Source organism: Kitasatospora sp. NPDC088783 (genome assembly GCF_044750705.1).
Taxonomy (GTDB): domain Bacteria; phylum Actinomycetota; class Actinomycetes; order Streptomycetales; family Streptomycetaceae; genus Kitasatospora; species Kitasatospora fiedleri.
In genome coordinates, this window is record NZ_JBIVKJ010000007.1 from 414,292 (window position 1) to 436,727 (window position 22,436).

17 protein-coding genes are annotated in these 22,436 nt (G+C 72.6%); 5 read left to right on the forward strand and 12 right to left on the reverse strand.

The annotated features are described in order from the left end of the window. Window positions 1–16: 16 nt before the first annotated feature. The 5 genes from ACIP60_RS22060 to ACIP60_RS22080 all read right to left on the reverse strand — a co-directional run bounded on the left by ACIP60_RS22060 (window position 17) and on the right by ACIP60_RS22080 (window position 6,289). Complete coding sequence (locus ACIP60_RS22060) at window positions 17–1,054, reverse strand: ABC transporter ATP-binding protein (RefSeq protein ID WP_400686949.1); 1,038 nt, start codon at window positions 1,052–1,054, stop codon at window positions 17–19. Then, window positions 1,051–2,070, reverse strand: a complete 1,020-nt coding sequence (locus ACIP60_RS22065) for an ABC transporter permease (RefSeq protein WP_400686951.1) — start codon at window positions 2,068–2,070, stop codon at window positions 1,051–1,053. The genes ACIP60_RS22060 and ACIP60_RS22065 overlap by 4 nt, the downstream gene beginning before the upstream one ends. A gap of 3 nt (window positions 2,071–2,073) precedes the next feature. After that, window positions 2,074–3,060, reverse strand: a complete 987-nt coding sequence (locus ACIP60_RS22070; RefSeq protein ID WP_400686953.1) for an ABC transporter permease — start codon at window positions 3,058–3,060, stop codon at window positions 2,074–2,076. Between the two features lie 14 nt (window positions 3,061–3,074). Next, window positions 3,075–4,565, reverse strand: coding sequence for a GH1 family beta-glucosidase (locus ACIP60_RS22075; protein WP_400686955.1), 1,491 nt, complete (start codon window positions 4,563–4,565; stop codon window positions 3,075–3,077). 656 nt (window positions 4,566–5,221) lie between these two features. Beyond that, entirely contained in the window at window positions 5,222–6,289 is a 1,068-nt protein-coding gene (locus tag ACIP60_RS22080) for a LacI family DNA-binding transcriptional regulator (protein WP_400686957.1), read from the reverse strand. Between the two features lie 747 nt (window positions 6,290–7,036). Between ACIP60_RS22080 and ACIP60_RS22085 the strand changes: the two genes are divergently transcribed. After that, on the forward strand, window positions 7,037–8,317 hold the full coding sequence (locus ACIP60_RS22085) for a glycoside hydrolase family 6 protein (RefSeq protein ID WP_400686959.1): 1,281 nt from the start codon (window positions 7,037–7,039) through the stop codon (window positions 8,315–8,317). A 108-nt stretch (window positions 8,318–8,425) separates the two neighbouring features. Here ACIP60_RS22085 and ACIP60_RS22090 read toward each other — a convergent pair whose 3' ends face one another. After that, complete coding sequence (locus tag ACIP60_RS22090) at window positions 8,426–11,044, reverse strand: CBM35 domain-containing protein (RefSeq protein WP_400686961.1); 2,619 nt, start codon at window positions 11,042–11,044, stop codon at window positions 8,426–8,428. 421 nt (window positions 11,045–11,465) lie between these two features. Then, window positions 11,466–12,104: a hypothetical protein gene (locus ACIP60_RS22095; RefSeq protein WP_400686963.1), complete on the reverse strand. Its 639-nt coding sequence runs from the start codon at window positions 12,102–12,104 to the stop codon at window positions 11,466–11,468. Between the two features lie 508 nt (window positions 12,105–12,612). Here ACIP60_RS22095 and ACIP60_RS22100 point away from each other — a divergent pair. Then, window positions 12,613–13,524 carry a hypothetical protein gene (locus tag ACIP60_RS22100; RefSeq protein ID WP_400686965.1) on the forward strand — a complete coding sequence of 304 codons (912 nt, stop codon included), beginning with the start codon at window positions 12,613–12,615 and terminating at the stop codon, window positions 13,522–13,524. Window positions 13,525–13,752: 228 nt separating this feature from the next. Here ACIP60_RS22100 and ACIP60_RS22105 read toward each other — a convergent pair whose 3' ends face one another. The 4 genes from ACIP60_RS22105 to ACIP60_RS22120 form a co-directional block, all read right to left on the reverse strand. Continuing rightward, a complete protein-coding gene (locus ACIP60_RS22105; protein WP_400686967.1) occupies window positions 13,753–14,463 on the reverse strand; it encodes a type 1 glutamine amidotransferase domain-containing protein in 711 nt (236 codons plus the stop codon). A gap of 59 nt (window positions 14,464–14,522) precedes the next feature. Next, on the reverse strand, window positions 14,523–16,109 hold the full coding sequence (locus ACIP60_RS22110) for a succinic semialdehyde dehydrogenase (RefSeq protein ID WP_400686969.1): 1,587 nt from the start codon (window positions 16,107–16,109) through the stop codon (window positions 14,523–14,525). Window positions 16,110–16,116: 7 nt separating this feature from the next. After that, window positions 16,117–17,043: an acetoacetate decarboxylase family protein gene (locus ACIP60_RS22115; RefSeq protein ID WP_400686971.1), complete on the reverse strand. Its 927-nt coding sequence runs from the start codon at window positions 17,041–17,043 to the stop codon at window positions 16,117–16,119. 106 nt (window positions 17,044–17,149) lie between these two features. Then, window positions 17,150–17,725 (reverse strand): TetR/AcrR family transcriptional regulator, encoded by a 576-nt coding sequence (locus ACIP60_RS22120; protein ID WP_400686973.1) that lies wholly within the window; start codon window positions 17,723–17,725, stop codon window positions 17,150–17,152. 70 nt (window positions 17,726–17,795) lie between these two features. On the opposite strand from ACIP60_RS22120, the gene ACIP60_RS22125 reads away from it, so the two are divergent. The 3 genes from ACIP60_RS22125 (at window position 17,796) to ACIP60_RS22135 (ending at window position 20,609) form a co-directional block, all read left to right on the forward strand. Beyond that, on the forward strand, window positions 17,796–19,004 hold the full coding sequence (locus tag ACIP60_RS22125; RefSeq protein ID WP_400686975.1) for a saccharopine dehydrogenase family protein: 1,209 nt from the start codon (window positions 17,796–17,798) through the stop codon (window positions 19,002–19,004). A gap of 301 nt (window positions 19,005–19,305) precedes the next feature. Further along, complete coding sequence (locus ACIP60_RS22130) at window positions 19,306–19,737, forward strand: hypothetical protein (RefSeq protein ID WP_400686977.1); 432 nt, start codon at window positions 19,306–19,308, stop codon at window positions 19,735–19,737. Continuing rightward, window positions 19,689–20,609 carry an NAD-dependent epimerase/dehydratase family protein gene (locus ACIP60_RS22135; RefSeq protein WP_400686979.1) on the forward strand — a complete coding sequence of 307 codons (921 nt, stop codon included), beginning with the start codon at window positions 19,689–19,691 and terminating at the stop codon, window positions 20,607–20,609. The genes ACIP60_RS22130 and ACIP60_RS22135 overlap by 49 nt, the downstream gene beginning before the upstream one ends. A gap of 465 nt (window positions 20,610–21,074) precedes the next feature. On the opposite strand, the gene ACIP60_RS22140 is transcribed toward ACIP60_RS22135, so the two are convergent. Further along, window positions 21,075–22,385 (reverse strand): HEAT repeat domain-containing protein, encoded by a 1,311-nt coding sequence (locus ACIP60_RS22140; protein ID WP_400686981.1) that lies wholly within the window; start codon window positions 22,383–22,385, stop codon window positions 21,075–21,077. Between the last annotated feature and the right edge of the window lie 51 nt (window positions 22,386–22,436).

The following is a 22,436-nucleotide window of genomic DNA, read 5'->3' on the forward strand; positions in this document are numbered from 1 at the left end:
GGGTCGACGGTGCCGGTCACAGGTTCCTCCCCAGGGATCGGGCCGGCGGTGCCGGCAGTCCACGGCCGCCCCCGTGCAGCCAGCACGCGGCCAGCCGCTCGGCGGAGTCGCCCGCGGGCACGGTGGTGGGCGGGAAGTCGACGGCGCAGCGCTCCAGCGCGAACGCGCAGCGCGGGTGGAAGGAGCAGCCGGTCGGCAGTGCGGTCAGGGCGGGCGGCGAGCCGGGGATGCCCTCCATCCGCACCCGTTCGCCGTGCAGCGCGGGGAAGGAGTCGAGCAGGCCGGCCGTGTACGGGTGCCGGGGGCCCTCGAACAGCGCCCGGGCCGGGGCGCGTTCCAGCAGCCGCCCCGCGTACATGATCGCGATGGTGTCGGCCAGCTCGACCAGGAGGGACAGGTCGTGCGTGATGAAGACGATCGCGAAGCCCAACTCGTCCTTGAGCCGCAGTAGTTCGGTGAGGATCTCGCGCTGGGTGACGACGTCCAGCGCGGTGGTCGGCTCGTCCATGATGACGATCTCCGGGTCCAGCGCCAGGGCCATCGCGATCATCACCCGCTGCCGCATGCCGCCGGACAGCTCGTGCGGGTGGCTGCGCAGCCGGTCCGCGCTGATGCCCACCAGCCGCAGCAGTTCCGCCGCCCGCTCGGTGCGCTGCGCGGCGGTCAGCCGGGCGCGGTGCGCCCGCAGCGCGTCGGTCAGCTGGGCGTCGATCCGGGCCACCGGGTTCAGGGCGTGCATGGCGCTCTGGAAGACCACCGAGATCTGGTTCCAGCGCACCCGGCGCAGCTCGGCCGCGTCGGCCGCCAGCAGGTCCAGCGAGCCGTCCCGGCCGTGGAAGCGGACCTCGCCGCCGGTGATCACGCCGGGGGCGCGCAGCAGCCGGGTCAGCGCGTACGCCAGGGTGGACTTGCCGGAGCCGGACTCGCCGGCCAGGCCGAGCACCTCGCCCCGGCGCAGGGTGAGGCTCGCGTCGGTGATGGCGCGCACCGCCCGGTCGCCCAGGCCGTAGTCGACGCACAGGTCGCGCACTTCGAGGATCGGTTCGCCGGTCACGGCTGGGCCTCCAGGGTCTTCGGGTCTCCGCTCTTCGCGGCGGTCCGCACCGCCGTGGGCGTGAACTCGCCGTCCGCGGAAGGCGGTTCGGTCCGGTCGCGGTCGCCCGTGGCGGTCCGCAGCACCGGGGTCAGCCCCAGCCGGAAGCGGACCTTGACGCCCCGGCCGCCGCGCACCGAGGACAGCCGCGGGTTGGTGATCTCGTCGATGCCGAAGTTGATCAGCGCCAGCGCGATGCCGACCAGGGCCACCGCCAGCGCCGGCGGCAGGTACCACCACCAGTAGCCGTTGATCGCCGCACCGGACGCCTGCGCCTCGTTGAGCACCGTGCCCCAGGTCACCGAGGCCGGGCTGATCACGCCGAGCCAGGCCAGCGCGGTGTACGTGCCGATGCCGTAGATCACCGTGAAGATGAACGCCGAGGCCAGGATCGGCAGCAGGTTCGGCACCACCTCGAAGAGGATGATCCGCCAGGTGCGCTCGCCGATCACCTTGGACGCCTCGACGTAGTCCTGACCGCGCAGCGCCATCGTCTGGGCCCGCAGCACCCGGGCGCCCCAGGCCCACGCGGTGACCGCGATCACCGAGCCGATCAGGAACGGGTTCGAGGTCTCCGACGGCGGCAGCGGCTTCATGATCACCATCAGGATCAGCAGGCCGGGCAGCGCGAGGAAGATGTTGGTCAGCGCGGAGAGCACCTCGTCGGCCAGTCCGCCCAGGTACCCGGCGGTGACGCCGACCAGGACGGACAGCACGTTGGCCAGCGCGCCGGCCAGGAAGGAGATCAGCAGGGTGTCGCGGCCGCCGGACAGCAACCGGGAGAACAGGTCGTGCTGCTGCTGGTCGGTGCCGAGCCAGTACTCGGCGGACGGCGGCAGCGGCAGGCCGCTGCTGCGGTTGGCCTGGAAGTCCGGCGCGTGCGGGGCGAGCAGCGGACCGACCAGGGCCAGCAGCAGCAGGACCAGCAGCAGCACCAGGCCGGTGGCCACCTTGCGGGAGCGGAGCATCCGGGGCATCGCTCAGGCCTCCTTGCGGGCGCGGGGGTCGAGGGCGACGTAGGCGATGTCCGCGATCAGGTTCACGGCCAGCACGGTGAACACGACGACCAGCAGGATCCCCTGGAGCAGCGGGAAGTCACCGGTGAGGACGGCCTGGTAGATCTGCCAGCCGACGCCCGGGTAGGTGAAGACGATCTCGGTCACCAGTGAGCCGGTGACCACCAGGCTGATCGACAGCGCGAAGTTGGCGATGGTCGGCAGGATCGCGTTGCGCGCGGCGACCGCCGCCACCCGCCACTGCGGCAGGCCCTTCGCCGCGGCGACCAGGACGTAGTCCTCGTCCATCGTGGTGATCATCAGGTTGCGCATGCCGACCACCCAGCCGGCCAGCGAGGCCAGCACCACGGTCAGCACCGGCAGTGCGCCGTGCTCGACCACGCTGAGCACGAACGGGCCGTTCCACCCGGGCGTCAGGTCGGCGTCCCGGCCGATGTCGTAGCCGTTCTGGTACGGGAAGAGGCCGCCGAAGAAGCCCAGCGTCATCATCACCAGGAAGGCCAGGATGAAGTACGGCACGGCCTGGAAGAAGGTGGTGGCCGGCAGCAGGCCGTCCAGCAGCCCGTTGCGCTTCCAGCCGATCACGATGCCGCCCACCGTGCCGACCAGGAAGGCCAGTACGGTCGCCGTGCCGACCAGTCCGAGCGTCCACGGCAGGCTCTCGCCCAGGATGGTCGCCACCGGCGAGGACTGCGAGGTGGAGACGCCCAGGTCGCCCCGGAGCAGGTGGCCCAGGTACGTGAGGTACTGCGAGAGCAGGCTCGCGTGGCCCCCGCCGTACTGGGCCTCCAGGGCCTTGACCGCCTCCTGGTCGAGGTTGGCCGAGCGCAGCTTGGACAGCACGTTCTGCAGCGCGCTGCCGGGCAGCAGCCGGGCCAGGAAGAAGTTGGCGGTCACCGCCGCGAAGCCGGCCAGCAGGTAGAAGCCGAGACGGCGCACGATCGTTCGCATCTGCGGGCGCTCCTTCAGGGCCGCCGGGTCAGGCCGCCGCGGCGGCTGGTCCGGCCGTACCAGAGCGCGCTGTTCTTCGGCGTGCGCCGCTGCGAGGCGAAGTCCACGTAGACCAGGCCGAAGCGCTTGGCGTAGCCGTACGCCCACTCGAAGTTGTCCATCAGCGACCAGGCGAAGTACCCGGCCACCGGCACCCCGGCCTCGATCGCCTCGTGCACCGCGCCCAGGTGCTGGTGCAGGTAGGCGATCCGTTCGGTGTCGTTGACCACGCCCTCGGGCGAGACGTAGTCCTCGCAGGCCATCCCGTTCTCGGTGATCACGATCGGCAGGCCCGGACGCTCCCGGTGCACCCGGTCCAGCAGGTCGCGCAGACCGGACGGGTCGATGCTCCAGTTCATCGCGCTGACCTCGCCGGGGGGCTGGTGGAACGCCACCCCCTCGGCGCCCGACCACGGACTGTGCTCGCTGCGGCCGTGCGCGTCGTTGCGGACGCCGCCGCCCGCCGAGACCACCGCCGGGGTGTAGTAGTTCAGGCCCAGCTGGTCGATCGGGGCGGCGGCGGTGGCCAGGTCGCCGGGCCGGACCAGCCCGTCCCAGTCCACCAGGTGCGCGGTGTCCGCCAGCAGGTCCTCGTCGTAGGCGCCGCGCAGCATCGGACCGAGGAAGACCCGGTTGCCCACCGCGTCGATCCGCCGGGCGGCGTCCAGGTCCGCCGGGCTCGGGGTGAGCGGCCGGACCTGGTGCAGGTTGAGCGACACCGACAGCTCGGCGCCGCGCGGCAGCACGGAGCGCAGCGCCGCCGTGCCCAGGCCGTGCGCCAGGTTGAGGTGGTGCGCCGCGCGCAGCGCGTCACCGGCGTCGGTGCGGCCGGGGGCGTGCACCCCGGAGCCGTAGCCCAGGAAGGCCGAGCACCAGGGCTCGTTCAGGGTGGTCCAGTGCCGCACCCGGTCGCCCAGCGCCTCGCCCACCAGCCGGGCGTACTCCGCGAAACGCTCGGCGGTGGCGCGCCGCGGCCAGCCGCCCGTGTCCTCCAACTCCTGCGGCAGGTCCCAGTGGTAGAGCGTGGCGACCGGCGTGATCCCGGCCTCCAGCAGCCCGTCCACCAGCCGCCGGTAGAAGTCCAGCCCGCGCTCCACCGCCGGGCCCCGCCCGGTCGGCTGCACCCGCGGCCAGGACACCGAGAACCGGTACGCGTTGAGGCCCAGCTCCTTCATCAGCGCGACGTCCTCGCGCCAGCGGTGGTAGTGGTCGGCGGCCACGTCACCGGTGTCGCCCCGGTGCACCCGGCCGGGCGTGCGGCAGAAGGTGTCCCAGATCGACGCGCCGCGCCCGTCCTCGTTCGCCGCGCCCTCGATCTGGTACGCGGAGGTGGCGCTGCCCCACAGGAAGCCGGCGGGGAAGCGGCGGACGTCCTCCGCGTCCTCCGGGAGGTTCACGGAGTCCGTGGAGTCCGCGGAGACGGCGGAGACCGCGGAGGGGGCCGGTCGGGCCTGGACAGAAGACATGTGGGAGCGCTCCCATTCGTGGGCGTGACGCAAGGCTGCGCTGCGTCGCCGGCCGGGCCGGACGACTGCTGATGCGGAGGGGATTTCCATGGTCCTTCAGCCGGAAGCCTGATACTGGAAGCGCTTCCACGGCTGTGCCGGAAGTTTCGGCTGTGTGAGGTCGGGGTGTCAAGGGCGTTGCCCGGGTGAACCGGAAAAAATTTGGAAGCGCTTCCAGTCGTCGCGCGCCACGCCGCCCCGCAACGCCATCCGCCCCGGCACCCGCTCCGCCCTCGAACGGCCGGCCGCCGTCGGAGCGGTCGACGGGCTCCCCCCGGCCCGGCCCGGCGGGTTCGGGCCCGGGCTGTCGCCGCAGGTCGGCGCCGTCCGCCGAGCCCTGCCCCGACGTCCGAGCCGTCCCCGAACTGCCCGGCGGCGCAGGGGCGGTGGGCCTTCCCTGATCGCCCCTGCGGGTGTCGACCGGCTCTCAGCGGGTTCGAGCCCCGGCCGGCCGTCGATCGCGCCGCCGAACGTCAGCGCCGTCCGCCGTCCGCCGTCCGCCTCCTGCCGCCGTCTGTCGGAGTCCTGCCCGTGCGCCTGCCGCGCCCGACCGGCCCGCCGCCGGTGCGGGCGGCGGGTTCCTTCCCGGCCGTCTCCGCAGGTGCCGCCCCCGCTCCTCAGTGGGTCCCGCGGGTCGCGGCCGGGGCGGCGGTCGGGGCCGGGAGGGCGGGTGACGGGGCGGATTCGCGGACGGTCAGCCGGGTGGGCAGGATCAGCGGGCTCGGGTCCTGGCCGTCGATCGCGCCGACCAGCATCCGGGCCATCTCGTGGCCCAGGGCCCGCACCGGCTGGTGCACCGTGGTCAGCGGCGGGTTGGTCAGCCGGGCGCTGGCCAGGTCGTCGAACCCGATCACCGCCACGTCCTCGGGCACCCGGCGTCCGCGGCGGCGCAGTTCCCGGAGCGCCCCGATCGCCATGCCGTCCGAGGCGGCGAAGACCGCGTCCAACTCCGGGTGCGCGTCCAGGAGTCGGGCCATCGCCCGGACGCCGCCCTCCTCCTGGAAGTCGCCGGAGACCGCGTCCAGCAGGGGGACGCCGGCCAGCAACAGGCCCTCGGTGAAGCCCTGTCGGCGGGCCGACGAGACCCGCTGGTCCGCCTGGCCGGTGATCATCACCGGACGCCGCCGACCGGTCCGGGCGAAGTGCTCGGCCGCCAGCCGGGCGCCGCCGCGGTTGTCGGCGTCCACGTACCAGCGCGGCTCGCCGGTCAGCGGCAGGCCGCCGAAGACCACCGGGACTCCGGGTTGTTCGCCCAGCCCGCCCAGCGGGTCGTCGCCGTCCAGCGGCATCAGCATGATGCCGTCCGCCCGCCGCGAGCGGACCGTCTGCCGCAGGCGTTCCCGGCCGCGCGGGGTGTTGGCCAGCAGCAGGATCAGCTCCAGGTCGGACTGTTCCAGCGCCGCGCTCACCCCCACCACGACCTCGGCGAAGAAGGGATCGGCGAACAGCCCGGCCTCGTCGCTGGAGGCGGCCAGCACGACCGCGCCGACCTTGCGGGTGGCCAGGGCCCGCGCGGTCGGGTTGGGGACGTAGCCCAGCTCCTTGACCGCCCGCTCCACCGCCTCCCGCTTCGCCCGACTGACGTGCGGCACGTTGTTGATCACGCGCGAGGCGGCGGTACGCGAGACGCCGGCCCGTTCCGCCACTTCGTCGAGGGTCGGCATGCGCCTGGGCGACGGCTCCATCGAAACACTTGCTCCTCGGCTTCACGTGGCGGCGGACACTGCGATGATCCCACGCCCCCGGCCGTCCGGATCGTGACCCACCGGAGCCGACACCCGCGCATGCCCGGTTTTTCCGGTAGCGCTTCCGGCCGCCGACCCGCCACCCGCCCCACCCCGGACGCACCGACCGTCCCGGCCGCCACCCGCCACCGTCCTCCGCCGGGCCGCTCCGACGCCTCGACGTGCGGCACCCGGCCGCTTCGGGCCCGCCTCAACCCACCCCACCCACCTGTCTGAGCTGCGAAAAGAAGACCCACACCACCCCGCGGCTCCCCTCGACGGCCACTCCGGACCGCACCTGACCGCCGTCGCCCGGAGCGCCGCCGACCGTCCGCCCGCGGTGGCGCCCCCGCCGCCCGGCTGCTCGGAAGGCTCTTGACACGTCCGTCGCGCACCCCCCACCATGAGTGCCCACGGCGGCCCGGGTCGGCGACAAAACTGGAAGCGCTTCCACCTGGCGAGCCTTCCGACGCACTGCCGACCGCCCCGCCTCGTGCTTCCCGCCTGCCCGCCTGCCCGCCTGCCCGCCTGCCCGCCTGCCCGCGCGCACGTACGCACCGCCGCCCGCACCACCGGCCCGCGCCCTCGACGGCGCGCCGCCCGGCCCCGCGTGCCGCCGATCCGCCGGACCCCGGCACCGGGCACACCCCGCCGCCGGGCACACCCCCACCCACCCCTGCCCCACCCCGTACGAAGGAGACCTTCCCCATGAGCAGAGTGCGACGGTTGCTCGTCCCCGTGGCCTGCGCGGCGCTCGCCTCCGGCGGCCTGGGCGGCGGAGTGGCCGCTGCCGCGTCCGGCACTCCGGCGGTCGACCACACCCTGCCCGGGAACACCCGCTTCTACGTCGACCCCGAGGCCGGGGCGGCCCGGCAGGCGGTCGCCGACCTCAAGGCGGGCAAGGTCCAGGACGCCCTGCGGATGGCCCAGTTGGCCAGCTGGCCGCAGGCGATCTGGCTCGACTACGGCACCCCCGCCGAGATCGGGAAGGTCGTCCGGAAGACCATGCTGGCGGCCAAGGCCACCGGCACCGTCCCGGTCTTCGTCCTCTACAACGTCACCGGCCGCGACTGCAGCTTCTACTCGGCCGGCGGCGCGGCCGACCCGGCGGCGTACCGGGCCTGGGTCCAGGGCGTCGCCGACGGCATCGGCACCGGCCGCGCCGCCGTCATCGTCGAACCCGACGGCCTGGCCCTGCTGCCCGAGGACTGCCCCGAGGGCGACCCGGACGGCACCCGCACCGAGCAGCGCTACGCCGACATCCGTGCGGCGGCGGACATCATGGAGGCCCAGCCGAAGACCTCCGTCTACCTCGACGGCGGCAGCAGCAACTGGCAGCCGGTCGGCGAGCTGGCCGGACGGCTGATCAAGGCGAACCTGTCCAAGACCCAGGGCTTCTCGCTGAACGTCTCCAACTACCAGCCCACCGACCAGCTCAACCGGTACGCCACCTGGGTCTCCACCTGCGTCTGGTACGCCACCGAGGGCCCGGCCGAGGCCCGCGGCCGGACCGACACCTGCGCCAGCCAGTACTACTCGCCCGCCGCCCCCAACGACGGACAGCCCGGCAATGCCGTGGACTTCTCCGACCCCTCCACCTGGAAGTGGGTCGACGCCTGGTTCGACCAGACCGTCGGGAAGCCCCCCGTCAAGGACCTCACCCACTACGTCCTGGACAGCAGCCGCAACGGTCAGGGCGCCTGGATCCCCCCGGCGGGCAAGTACACCGACGCCGAGCCCTGGTGCAACGCCCCCGGCCGCGGCATCGGCGTCCGCCCCACCGCCGACACCGGCCGGCCCCTCGCCGACGCCTACCTCTACGTCAAGACCATCGGCGAGTCGGACGGCACCTGCCACCGCGGCACGCCGGGCCCCGCCGACCCCGAGTACGGCAGCGAGGACCCCGCCGCCGGCGCCTGGTGGCCGGACTTCGCCCACACCCTGGCCCGGAACGCGAACCCCGCCCTCACCTTCAACCTCGGCCGCTAGGGCCTGTCTTCGAACCCTTGCCGCCGACGGACCACCGGGCCGCCGGATCGCCCACCGGGGGAGGCGCATCCGGCGGCCCGGTGCCGCTCTCTCCGGGTGGCCCGGCGGTCAGAGGGTGACGGTGGAGACGGAGGCGGCCCACCCGTCGGGGTTGCCGAACCGGATGGTGTTGTCTCCGGCCCGGAGGGTGACGGCGACGGTCTTGGCCTGCGGGACGGTCCAACTGCCGTTGCTGGGGAAGTCGACGGCGGTCGGGGCGCCGCCGTTGACGCTGATGTTCCCGGTGCGGGCGCCGGCGTCGCCGTTGATGTAGTCGATCCGCAGCTGGTAGGTGCCCGTGGTCTCGGCGGGGACGGTGAAGGTCAGGGTGCCGGTGTTGGTGGTGCCGCCGATGAAGCCGACCAGCCTGCCGTCGAGGCAGGTCGGGCAGGCGGTGACCTGCGCCTGGCCGCCGAGGGTGCCGTCGGTGTCGGCGAAGTACAGCCGGCCGGTGGGGACGGTGGGGACGCTGAGGGTGGCGATGGAGGCGGCCCAGCCGTCGGGGTTGCCGAACCGGATGGTGTTGGCGCCGGCCTTCAGGCCGACGGTGACCAGCTTCGACTGGACCGTGGTCCAGCTGCCGTTGCTGGGGAAGCCGACGGGGGTCGGGGTGCCGCCGTTGACGCTGATGTTCCCGGTGCGGGCCCCGCTGTCGCCGTTGATGTAGTCGATCTGCAACTGGTAGGTGCCGGCGGTGGCGACCTCGACGTCGGCGAAGGTCAGGGTGCCGGTGTTGGTGGTGCCGCCGATGAAGCCGACCAGCCTGCCGTCGGGGCAGGTGCCGCAGGCGGAGACCTGCGCCTGGCCGCCGAGGGTGCCGGCGCGGTCGGCCTGGTAGGTGGAGGCGCCGACCGGTGCCGCCCAGACCTGGGCCGCCTTCAGGGCGTCCGGGGCCGCCGCGCAGGCGGTGAGGTCGACCGGGGTGCCGGAGGTGCCGGTGGTCGCGCCGTAGACGTCCGCGCACAGGCCCGCGCCGGCGGTGGACCCGGCCAGGACCAGGTTGCCGTCACGCCCGTAGGACCAGTTCTGGTAGCCGGCGTCCGCGGCGGCGCCGCAGGCGTCGACCCGCAGCCACCGTCCGGACTGGCCGTTGACGGCACTGGTCGTGGTGCCGGACGGCGCGGTCAGGCACTGGGCGGTTCCGCCCGCTCCGGGCTCGACCAGACGGACGGTGCCGTCGGCCCTCAGCCGCCACTGCTGCTTGGTCGCCCCGGTGCAGGTGGCGATGTCCACCGCGGTGGCGGACCCGTACCGCTCCAGACACAGCGGGGCGCTGTTGATGCCGCGCGGGCTGGCGGATATCTGGCCGGTGGGGGTGTACCCGGCGCAACCGGCGTTCGGGGTGATCCTCAGCATGGCGTTGTCGTGGCTGCCGATGTTCGCCAGCGCCACCGACCCGGCCGAGGCGGCGGAGGTGTTCCCGGCCCAACCCTGGTTGCCCCAGAGGTCCTTGACGGTGTAGCCGCAGCCGCTCCCGGCCGTGTCGAGGCCGAGCGCTGACAGGCTCAGGATGTAGCCGGCCTGGACGGCGGAGCCCTTGTTCAGCACGACGGCGGCCAGGCTGCCGTCGGACAGCGGCTTGGCCACGAGCTCGACGCCGCTGCCGGAGTTGGCCGGCCCGTCGCCCATCCGCACGGCGCCGGCGCCCAGGGCGTCCTGGTCGACGCCGATCACCTCGGAGTTGCTCAGGGCGGCCAGCGCCGCCGCCGACAGGTGGGGGACGTCGGTGCTCAGGATCAGCGGCGACGACGTCACCGAGTACAGCGCGATCTGGCTGCGGGTCTCGGCGTCGGTCAGCTGGTCGGGGATCAGGAAGTCCGGGTCGTTCCAGTTCCCGGGGCCGGAGTAGCGGGCCAGTTCGGTGTTGTAGCCGTACTGGGTCAGCACGCCCGCCTGGTTGCCCGGCTTGGTCCAGGCGCTTCCGCCGGCGTGCGCCATCTTCACGTCGTAGCCGCTGCGCCAGAGCTGGCTGCTGCTGGCGGAGGCGTCGACGATCGAGTACCAACTGCCCAGGTCGGTCGGGCCGATGGAGAAGTAGGCGGGCGCCGAGTTCGAGAAGACCAGGTCGCGGTGGCCGGCGTTCTTCTTCAGCGCGGCGGCGAAGGCGGCGTAGTCCTTGGTGTACCCGGCGAGGTTGTTGTCGGCCGAGGGCATGTTGCAGCCGTCCAGCTTGACGTAGTCCACCCCCCAGGACGCGAACAGGTCGGCGTCCTGCTGGAAGTGGCCGTAGTCGCCGGGGTAGCCGCCGCAGGTCGAGTTGCCGATGTCCTCGTAGATACCGAACTCCAGCCCCTGGCTGTGTAGTTGACGACCGATGTACGCCATCCCGTTCGGAAACCTGGCAGGGTCCGCCACCAGGTTGCCGCTCGCGTCGCGGGAGTGCGTCATCCAGCAGTCGTCGATGGTGACGGTCCGGTACCCCTTGGCGGCCAGCCCCGAACTGACCAGGGACGCCGCCTGACCCAGGATCAGCGCCTCGGACGGCCCGACGTCACCGCTGTTCGGGTTGTCGGCCGAACACCCGAACCGGGCCCAGTTGTTGTAGCCCATCGGAGGAGTGACCGCCAGCGCGCTCCCCGAAGCACTGGTCGCCCCAGTCGAGGCCCGCGCCGCCTGCGGGGCCAACACCAAGCCCGCCAGCACGATCGCACACACGGCGACGGGCCGGAACCGGAGAAAGCGTTTCATGCCGGTACTCCTTCAACGGACGAACGGAACGCCCCCGGGGCCTCTCGCCGTCACGAACCGGCCCATCCCGAGAGGCGGATGGAGCCGATCGCCGGGGCCGGCCCACGCGGGTAGTGCGGCAATGGCAGCAGCACGATGCTCGAATGTCAATGAAACTGGCCAGTACCAACCATCTTCAATCATCACCGCGCAACTCCAATCACGCGGGTGAACACTCTCCCGTCAGGAGATGCGGTGGGAAGTGCCGAGCAGAGACCACGAAGTCGGGCAGGCGGTCCATCGCATGGCGCTACGCGGTGCTACTGATCGTGACGATGTGATGCCGGCCTCGCGCCACCGCATCGCGGCCACCGCCTGACCTGTCGACCCGCCTCCCGGAGGCCCGTGGCCTCCCCGTCCGGCGGGGCCGGGCGCGCAGCGTCTACTGGCTGCGGGCCTCCGGGATGCGCCAGGTGATCAGAAAGCGCCCCGACGGGGGCTGGCCGGGCCGGCCGACCGGGATCATGCTCTTCACGAGGTAGCCGAAGACCTGGTGCCGGGCCTCCTCGGAGATCTCGTCCCAGGTGTCCGGAGTCAGGGTCATCACCTCGCGCACCAGGCTGTGGTCGGCCTCGGCGCGCAGCATCTCGATGCGGTCCTCGCGGTCCATCGTGTCGTCGGCGTGCACGGCCCGGATCGAGGCCGGGAGCAGATTCGGCTCCGCGCGCAGGCGCCGGACGATCTCCTGGCAGCCGTAGCGGAAGCCGAGGTGCATCTCCAGCGCTTCGTAGTCCAGGTCCCGGTATCCGTGGGGTGAGCCGCTCTCGGCCCCCATGCAGTCGCCCTTGAGGATGCGCAGCAGCGCACGCAGCGCGAACTGCGCGCCGTGTTCCTCGATGAGCCGGACCCCGGAGCTGACCCAGTCGTCCTCTGTCAGTGCGGGCTCGTGCGGGACGGCGAGGGACGGGTGGATCTCGACGGCGTTGAACGGATTCAGCAGCACTCCGGCGACCGATTCCGGCGTCCACTCGCCGTTCTCGCCGCCCCAGCCGTGCAGCGTCAGCTCCCGGGCGGACCTCATGGTGCCCGCTTCGCCGGTGTGCACCGCCCGCCACAGGCGCTGGAACCGTCGGACCTCGCCCTGTGGACCCCTGGGTGGGTCGCACTGGTCGGCCAGCACCGCGACGATCGCCCGAACGGTGTCCCACCTCGGTACGTGGAGACCGTTGAGGGCGGTGCGGACGCCTTCGTGACTGGGGCAGCCGGGGAGGTCGGGCCGGTCCGCGATCAGGACGCTATCCTGCGTGAACTCAGTTGCCCGGCCGCGCGCTGCAGTTCCTGCAAGGCCCGAGCCAACTCCTGCCGTGTGGCGGTTGGTTGGTGGGACAGAGCGGCTGCCACGCTTGACAGGCCGCCTTCCTGGGTCGGATGCCAGACGGCTGCACGCTCCTGCTTTGGCGGTTGCCAGGTTTCGTCAGACTTTTCCGGGGCTGGCTGTCAGGACGGTGACAGATCGTTGGCGGCGGTGTCGAGGATAGGCGTACGCGCCGGACTGCGGCCGCGTTCCGCCCCCCGGCGGAGCCACACCCGTGCACATTCCCGCCCATGCCCGGGCCGCGATCCGCTCCGTCCTGCCGATGGCACCCACTTCGCGTCAAGTCGCTGCACCGGACTGCTGTTTGTGCGACCAGCCGTTCGACGGTCGGGCGGCCGTCCCGCTCGGGCCGACTCCGACCACGGGCCTGCTCGGATGCCGGGACCGCCTGACCCGGCTGGTGAAACGGGCCCGACGGCTCCGCGACAGCGCGCTGGTCCAGGAGGCTGACCTGGCGCACGTGCAGTCGGCGGCGTGGACCGCGGCCCGTCTCCGCCACTTGGCTCCCCTCGAACACGTGCGGCGGGCTGCGGAAGCCGTGACGGGTCTCGCCGAGGACGACGACGTCGAACCGCTCGAGGTGGCGTGGCTGCTGGTGTCGCTGGAGTCGGCGTCTACCTGGACCGCCGAGGACGCCCCTCGTCCGCCTTTCGAGCCGGCGGACGAGGAGTTCCGGGAGGCAGGCTTCCGGCTCTCGTTGGAGATGATCGCCGCTCGTGAGGCCGTGGCACGGCGTCTCGTCTACCACCTGATCAACGAAGCCGCACTGCCGGAACCGGAGTCCTGCGCGGAAATGGAGTGCCCGGAGCCCTGCTCCGGCCGTCACGACAGCGAGCACATCGACTGCGGACCGGACGCCGTCTTCGAGGACCTGGCCCGCCGCGGGATCGAGCCGGAGCGCCCCGACGACCTTCCGCCGCCGCGGCGCAGATTGCCGGTCGAGGAGGAGCCGCTCACCGGCTTCGACGGCGACCCGGGCGAACTGGTGGACGGGTACGGGGAGGTGCCGACCTACTTCGGGCTCGACCACGAGCACAGCGAAGTCCTTGTCGACGCCGCCGCGGTCGGACTGGTGGCCGACGCCTGGCGCGACGGTCCGCTGGACGCGATCCATGCGGAGCCGTAGGGTCTGGTCCCCGGCGACCGTCGTGGACCAGCGCTTCGTTGATGAGTGCCTGGGACTGCTCGACCTCTTCGGCCTCGGTGCGGACCGCGGGATGCGGCATCTCGGCGAGGAGCCGGAGCGGGTGCTCGTCGCCCTTGCCGACGTCCACTGCCCGGTCGCTGGCACGGAGCGCGTCCTCCGGCGACATCCACCCGGCGGCCTCCTGTCCCGGAGGGACCGCGTCTCGACTCAGCCGCGCTCCTCGGACGCGTCGCCCTCGACGGCCTGGACGACCTTCTTCGCCGTGGCCTTGGCCGAGCCCGGGTTCTGGCCGGTGAGGAGGTTGCCGTCGGTGACGACGTAGGGGGCGAACGGCAGTGCTCCCTTCTCGTAGAGCGCGCCGCGCTGCTTGGCCCTCTCCTCGGCGTTGTAGGGGACCAGTTTGTCGACACGGGCGAGGACCTCCTCGGTCCAGGCGAATCCCGTCATCTTGCGGCCGGCGATGAGGTAGGAGCCGTCGGAGAGCCGGGTGTTGAGCAGGCCGCAGTAGCCGTGGCAGACCGAGGAGACGATGCCGCCGCGCTCGTGGATCTCGCGGGTGATGCGCTGCAGGCCCTCGCTGTCGGGGAAGTCGTACATCACCGCGTGTCCGCCGGTGAAGTAGATCGCGTCGTACTCGGAGGAGTCGATCCGGTCCGGGCTCGCCGTGTTCCGGAGCAGCGCCATCCTCCCGGGGTCGGCGCGCCAGGCTTTGGCGGTCTTGTCGTAGTTCGGGAACTTCAGCGCACGGGGTTCGAGGGGCACCGCGCCGCCGGCCGGGCTGACGAGCGCCTGCTCGTAGCCGTGTTCCTCGAAGACGTGCCAGGCGTGCGTGAGTTCGGAGAGCCACAGGCCCGTGGCGTGGGACGGGTCGTCGTAGTGGCCGACGTTGGTGACGACGTGGAGGACGCGCTTGGTCATGACTGATCTTCCTTCGTGCGGGCCGGGACAGCGAGGCGGCGCACCGTCCCGGGGAGGGGTCAGCGGGCGCCCAGGGCGCGCAGCGTCTTGAACGCCCGGGTCAGGATCCGCGCCCACCGCTCGGGCCCGACTCCGCGGGGCGGGGCGAAGCCCTGGAGGCGCTGGTGGGCGACGGTCTGGGCCTCGGTGTACTTGAGGAGCCCGTCGGCGCCGTGACGGCGGCCGAGGCCGGAGTCGCCCATGCCGCCCATGGGGGCGTCGATGCTGCCCCAGGCCGCGGCGAACGCCTCGTTGACATTGACGGTGCCGGCGCGCAGGCGTGCCGCGACCTTGCGGGCCCGGGCGCCGTTGCGGCCCCAGACGCTCGCGTTGAGGCCGTACGGCGTGGCGTTGGCCATCGCCACTACCTCTTCGACCGACCGGTAGCGGTAGAGCGAGACCACGGGGCCGAACGTCTCGTGGTCGAACAGCGTCATCTGCGGGGTCACACCGGTCAGGATCGTCGGCTCGTAGAACAGGGGGCCGAGGTCGGGCCGGGCGCTGCCTCCGGCCAGTACGGTGGCGCCCTTCGCCACCGCGTCGTCGACGTGCGAGCTGACGGTGTCGAGCTGGGAGGGAGTGGTCAGGGAGCCCATGTCCACCGAGAAGTCGTAGGCCGCGCCCACGCGCATGGCCCGGGTGCGCGCGACGAACGCGGTGACGAACGCGTCGTGGATCTCGTCGGCGACGTAGAGCCGTTCGATGGACACGCACAACTGGCCGGCGGAGGGGAAGCAGGCGGCGACGGCGCCGGCGGCGGCCTTGTCGACGTCGGCGTCGGCGAGGACGACCATGGCGTTCTTGCCGCCGAGTTCCAGGGACGCGCCGATCAGCCGCTCGCCCGCCTCGCGCGCGATCCGGCGTCCGCTGGCGGTGGAGCCGGTGAACATCACGTAGTCCCCGCCGGCCATGAGCGCGTCTCCGATGGAGCTGCCGCGGCCGACCGCCATCTGCCAGACGTCGGCCGGCAGGCCGGCCTCGCGCATCAGGGACAGCGCCCACAGCGCGGTCAGTGCGGTCTGGGTGTCGGGCTTCTGCACGACGGCGTTGCCGGCCATCAGGGCCGGGATGGCGTCACCGGCGGCCATGCTGAGCGGGTAGTTCCAGGGGGAGACGACGGTGACGACGCCCTTGGGGTGGTGCAGTTCGGTGGTGTGGGTCAGCACCGAGATCGCGCCCTTGCGGCGTTTGGGCGAGAGCAGCCGCTGTGCGCTGCGCGCGTAGTAGCGGGCGGTGACGGCGATGTCGCCGACCTCGAGGAAGGCGTCGCGGCGGGTCTTGCCGCTCTCGGCCTGCATCAGGTCGAGGGCTTCCTCCTGCCGCTGGAGGACGAGGTCGTGGAAGCGCAGCATGATGCGCTTGCGGTCGGCGACCGGGGTGGCCGCCCAGCCGGCCTGGGCGGCGCGTGCCCGGGCGAAGGCGTCCTCGACGTCGTCGGGGGTGGAGACCGGCAGGTCCGCGAGCGGCGCGCCGGTGTACGGCGAGGTCGTGGTGACCCGCCGGGCGTCGGCACCGGCGGCCACCAGGGCGGCCAGGCGGGCGAGGCGGGCCGGCGTCAGCGAGGTCGGGAGGGCGGCTCGGAGGTGGCCGGTGTCCGTGGTGGTCATCTCGTCCTCAGCTCCGGTCCCGGACGGAGGTGGGCACGGGCATGTGCAGTGCCAGCTGGCCCTCGGTGGTGACGTCGAGCCGGATCGTGCGGATCGGCTTCAGCGAACGCAGGTCGTCGCTCATCCGGCCCTGGCCGAGCTGTAGGTCCAGGCCGCGGGGGAACCGCGTGGTTCCCGAGGAGAGCACGTTGATCTGACTGGTCGTGGAGTGCCAGGCGCCTTCGATGGTGGTGTAGGAGGTCAGGGTCGAGACGTGCGCCCCGGTGGGCCGGGCGGTCTGCTTCGGGGTGGGCGCCGCCAGGGCGAGGTCGAGCCCTCCCCGGTCGTTGGCGATCCTGGCGGACGTGCGCTCGGTGTCGATGCCGACGTCGAGCTCGGTGACCCACTTGGGGAACCCGTAGCCGTCGTGGCCGCGCACCTGTGCGATCTCCGTGCTGACCGGCAGCGAGAGGACGTAGGAGTGCAGGGAGTCGTTCTTGAGCCCGGTGGCCAGGTCGAGCAGGCCCAGTCCACCGTGCCGTGCCGGCTTCACGGCGATGCCGACCGCGGCCTCGGTGTAGAAGTCGATGTCGCACACGTCGTAGCGGAAGGCCATCACGGAGACGACCCCGAGCCCCGGGGCGATCTCGAGCGGGTCCAGCTCTCGGGGCAGGCGGGCCCGGACCGCCCTGGTCGGCGCGAGCATCGTGAGCCGGGCCGTGGAGATGCGGTAGTAGAAGTTCGGCGTCAGGGTGGGCCCGATGCGGGAGTCCACGCGGCTCTTCGGCATCCGGCGGAAGAAGTCGACGCTGCTGACCCGCGGGTCCCGCACGACCTCGTCGAGGTCGGTGTCCATGCGGAACCGGTCGTAGAGGCCGCCTTCGGGGACGGGGACGAGACGCCCTCCGAGGTCGACCTCCACGGTCCGGCCGGTCGGTTCGCCGATTGATGACATGGGCCCTCTCCTCCAATGTGAGCATCACTAACATCGAGGGTCGCACGGGATGTGAGCACCGTCAACAACAGAGGGTGCGAGGCGCGCGAGGGCTGGGTGGCGCGCGTCAGGAGCCGACCGACGTGATGGCGAGGAAGGCGCTGCGCACCCGGTCGGCGACCTCCTCCTCCGATGCGGCGTGCAGCTTGCCGTCGAGGTGCAGGCAGGCCAGCCCGTGGGCGAGCCCCCAGCCCGCCGACGCCAGTGCCGAGGCGTCCGCACCGGGGAAGACGCGATCCAGTGCGTCGGCCAGCAGTTCGTGCAGGGCGTCGGCGGCCTTGATCCGCTCGTCGTCGGCGCTGTCGCAGGGCTTGCCGAACATCACGCCGAACAGGGCCGGGCGCCGCAGCGCGAAGGCGACGTAGGCGACGGCGAACTCGGCCAGGTCCGAGGGCGAGGCGGGCAGGCCGCGCCCGCCGCCCAAGTCGGTCAGCAGGTCGCGGAAGCCCTCGACGGCCAGCGCGGACTCCAGGGCGTCGCGGTCCTTGAAGTGCCGGTACGGCGCGGTCGGCGACACGCCGGCCTGGCGTGCGACGGCGCGCAGCGAGAAGGGTTCGCCGTTCTCCAGCATCTCCATTGCGGTCGACAGCAGCGCCGCTCGCAGATCGCCGTGGTGGTAGCTGCTCTTCTCGGATGTTGACATCGCTTACTTAGTCCTCCTATGCTGTGTTAGCACCGTAAACATATCGTACGTCCGAAGGAACCGAGCCTCGATGTCCCCACGCACGGATCCGCGCCGCTTCGATGTCGTGCTCCTCGGCGCCACCGGCTTCACCGGTGCTCTGACCGCCGAGTACCTCGCAGCCCACCTCCCTCCCGGAGCCGGACTCGCCCTGGCCGGACGCCACCAGGCCGGGCTGGAGGCCGCTCGCGACCGTCTCGTCCGGATCAACCGGCAACTGCAGGACACCGCACTGCTGCACGCCGACTCCTCCGACCCGCGGTCCCTGGCCCGTGTCGCCGAGTCCGCACGGGTCGTGATCACCACGGTCGGCCCCTACCTGGAGCACGGCGAACCGCTGGTCGCGGCCTGCGCCGCGGCCGGCACGGACTACGTCGACCTCTCCGGCGAGCCCGAGTTCGTCGACCGGATGTACGTCGAGCACCACGCGACGGCCGAGCGGACCGGTGCGCGCCTCGTTCACGCCTGCGGCTTCGACTCGATCCCGCACGACCTCGGCGCGCTCCTCGCCGTCCAGCAGCTGCCGGCCGGGGTACCGGTGACCCTTCGGGGAGTGGTCCGCACCAACGCCACCATCTCCGGCGGCACGCTGCACTCCGCTCTCGGCCAGCTGGCGCGCCCGCGCGCCATGCTGCAGGCCGCGGCCGGACGCCGCCGTCTCGAACCGCGACCGCGCGGACGACAGGTCCGCACCCGCATCGGCCGCCCCCGCCGCGACCGTACGCTCGGAGCCTGGCTGATCCCGTTGCCCACGATCGACCCCGACGTCGTACGGCGCTCCGCACTCGCCCGCCCGGACTACGGGCCCGACTTCACCTACACCCACTACGCCGGAGTCCGACGCGTCGCCACCGTCGCCGGCGCGCTGGTCGGCTTCGTCGCGACCCTGGCAGCCGTGCAGGTCCCTCCCCTGCGCCGCGCCATCGGCCGACGCATCCCCCGGGGAGAAGGGCCGTCGGCGGAGCGACGCGACCGTACCTGGTTCACCGTCGACGTCATCGGCGAGGGCGGCGGTCGGACCGTGCACACCCGGGTCAGCGGCGCGGACCCCGGCTACACCGAGACGGCCAAGATGCTGGCCGAGTCGGCGCTGTGCCTGGCCTTCGACGACAACCCACCCACCGCCGGCCAGGTCACCACCGCCACCGCGATGGGAGAGAACCTGCTGCGCCGACTCGGCGACGCCGGCATCTCCTTCACTGTGGTCACCGCGCAGACGGCGCCCCACGGCGGACGTTGAGCGGGGCGGCACCAGCGCGCCGATCGTGCTCGTCCCGCCGGCGGTGGCCACCGACTCCGGCTACTACCGACCACTGGTCGCTGAGTGTGAGCGACACGGGTGATGAGCCCGAGCGCCGTGCCGGCGGGGGTCCGAGCGCGGCGAACCACAGGCGGGCCGACGCGGGAACCGGGCCCACCGCGACGAGATCGACGACATCGCACGAGCGGTCGCCGCCCCGCGGGCGCAGTCACCCGCGCGGCCCTACGGGGGCCTCCACGCCGCTGCCACGGCGGCACCGGCGGTCCCGGCGACGGCAGCGGTGTTCGGCGACCTCCCGAAGCCGGCGTTCGGCGGCCCCGGGGCGCGCACCTCGACGCGGGAACGGGCGCGCACGGTGCTCACCGGCCGGCCGCCGCACACGCTCGACCGGCCGGCCACTGCACCGGCCCCCGTCATCAGCCCGGACGACGGCGCGTTGGCACCGATCGGAGCAGTCGACCACCTCGCTCGCCTCTTCCCGCCCACCTCGGTGACACGCTGGCACCACACCGGTGACCAGGCGCCTGCGGGCTCGACCGACGACCACATCGGCCGGATCCGCGCCCCGGCCACGGTGGTCGGCCGCATCGTCACGTGGCGGCACGGCACTCCTCGCAGTCGAGCTGCCGCCGACACCCGCACCACCCACCTCAAGGAGATCCCATGCAGACCGTTCTCGGCGCCGGCGGACCGATCGCCGACGAGCTCGTGAACGAGCTCCACCGCCACCACACCGAGGACATCCGCCTCGTCAGCCGCAAACCCGTGAGGGTGAACGACACCGACGAGCTCGTGGCCGCGGACCTCACCGACGCCGACGCCACCAGCCGTGCCGTCGCGGGCAGCGACATCGCCTACCTCACCGTCGGCCTGCCCCTGGACTCGGAGCTGTGGGAGCGGCAGTTCCCCGCCATGATGCGCAACGTCATCGACGCCTGCGCCGAACACGGCACGAAGCTCGTCTTCTTCGACAACACCTACATGTATCCCGGGGATCCGACGCCCCAGACCGAGTCGACGGCATTCGCACCGGGCGGACGCAAAGGCCGGGTCCGCGCACGGATCGCCACCACGCTGCTCGACGCCGTGCAGGCCGGACGGGTCGAAGCCCTGATCGGCCGCGCGCCCGAGTTCTACGGCCCCGGCCGGACGAAGAGCTACACGAACTCCCTGGTCTTCGAGCGGATCAAGGCGGGCAAGCGGCCGTTCGTCCCGATCGACGCCCATGCGAAGCGCTCCCTGATCTGGACCCCCGACGCGAGCCGCGCTCTCGCCCTGCTCGGCAACACGCCGGACGCCTACGGCCAGACGTGGCACCTGCCCATCGACCCGGACCGGCAGTCCTACGCCCAGCTCATCGGGACCGCCGGCGAGGTCACCGGCCGCAGAATCGGCTACACGGTGCTGCCGATGCTCGCCTTCCGCCTCGGCCGCCGCTTCGTCAAGCCGCTCGACGAGATGTACGAGCTGCTCGTCCGCTACCGCGCCGACAACATCTTCGACACCTCGAAGTTCGCGGCCCGCTTTCCCGAGTTCCAGGTCACGAGCTACCGGGAGGGAGTCGAGCGGATCCTCGCCGGCTGACACCTGATGGCGAGTCGATCGCCAAGACGGTCGTGCGGCGGGCGGCGGGCGGCGGGCGGCGGGCGGCGAACCGGCGCCGGTTCCGCCGGTAGTTCGCTTCCAGCAGGCCCTCGTCCCGCAGCAGCCGCAGCACGGTCGCCGGGGAGACTCGGCGGCCCGCCCGTACCTTGCGGTGGCCCCGGGCCGGGCACGTGAGCACGCGCCGGCAGGCGGCTCCCGGATGCTCTCGCGGGTCGGGCGCGGCCACGGTCCTGCGGCTTGCCCACCCCGGCGGGCGTGGGCCTGACGGCGGCGCCAGGCCCGCTCGGGCACGCCAGTGAGCTGACAGAACCTCGCGGTCGGCCCGCCCGCCAGCACGGGCCCGGCCACCGGGCGCCGACAACGGCTCCCGCGTGTCGGCGCCCGGTTCGCGGGGCTACTTCCGTCCGCAGTAGCCGAACCCACTCCCCGGCGGGCGAAACTCCGTCAGGCCGGGCCGTTCCGGTGGTTGGCGCGATAGCGCCACAGGCCGGAGGTCCGGTGGTCGTGCTCCGAGAACCCCTCAAGCGGTCCGACTCGCCCGTACGCCTCCTCGGTGCGCGGGTGGTCGCGGAGGGCCAGTGCCCAGGCCGCTTCCAGCCGCAGCTCCGCCTCGTCCTCGTCGAGGAGCGCGAGGAAGGCGTCCAGGACGGGAGCGCTCCGGTCGTCGTAGCCGGAGAGGGACTGCGCGGCGTGGTACCGGACCCCGAGGCTCTCGTCGCGGATCAGCAGGAGCAGGGCGTCCCGGACCGCCGGTTCGAGTCGCTTGTCGGACGCGAACCATGAGGGAACCGTCTGGGCGAGGGCGGCCCGGACCTCGGGGGCGGGATCGTGGGCGAGGTCGAGCAGCACCGGTGCGGCCCGTTCCCGATCCAGGCAGAACACGGCCTCGCTGCGTACGGCTGGGTCGGGGTGGTCGATGTGACGCAGGCCGATGGCCTCTTGCTCCGGATGGTCGCGGCCGGTGTAAGCGTCGAGGATCGCGGCGATGACCTGGCCGTCGGGTTCCTCCCGCACCCACGACGCCAGGAAGTCGAGATCGTGGGCGGTGTGCGGCGAGTGGCCAAGGCCGGCATGGAAACTCCGGTGCCATACGACCTGCGCCAGGAAGAGCCGGTGGGCGGGGTCCGGGTGCCGGCGCAACGCGGCGAGGTCCGATCCGTCGAGAGGCTCCCGGCGCAGGCCCAGGTGGTAGGCGGCGGCGAACCAGTTGCTGTCCCCCTCCTCGGCGTGGGGGAGGGCGCGTCCCATCACTTCGTCGAGGGGCGGAAACGGGCCGAACGCCCATTCGAGGTGGGTGAGGATGGCGCCGTGGCCGTTCCGTACGGTCAGCCCGCCGAGGGAGAACTCGTCGATCACGTCGCCCTGATGGGGGACGTCGACCTGCCGCTTGACGGCCGGTTCCGCCACTCCGGTCCGACGGCGCAGTTCTTCGACCACGCCCGTCCCGTGCCAGTGCCGGGCCAGGTCGAGCAGTTGTCGCCGTGAGGCCTCGGGCAGGCGAAGCCGCGGATCGTTTCCCAGCATCATCGAGACCAGAGTGGGGGAGCCTGTGTCGACCGCCCGCAGCAAGGGGGTTCCACCGTCGGGGAGTTCGCGGTCCTGGTCGGCGCCACCGTCAATCAGGGCTTCGGCGACGCGGTGGTCGAACCCGGCCACGGCCGTGCAGAGCAGAGGCAGTCCGTCCGGGCCCGGGGTGTCCGCCGCCGCCCCCTGTTCCAGACAGGTCCGCACCGTGTCGCTGTCCCCGGCGGTCACGGCACCGACCAACCTGTCGGCCAGGTCCAACGGCGAATCCGTCAATGAGCC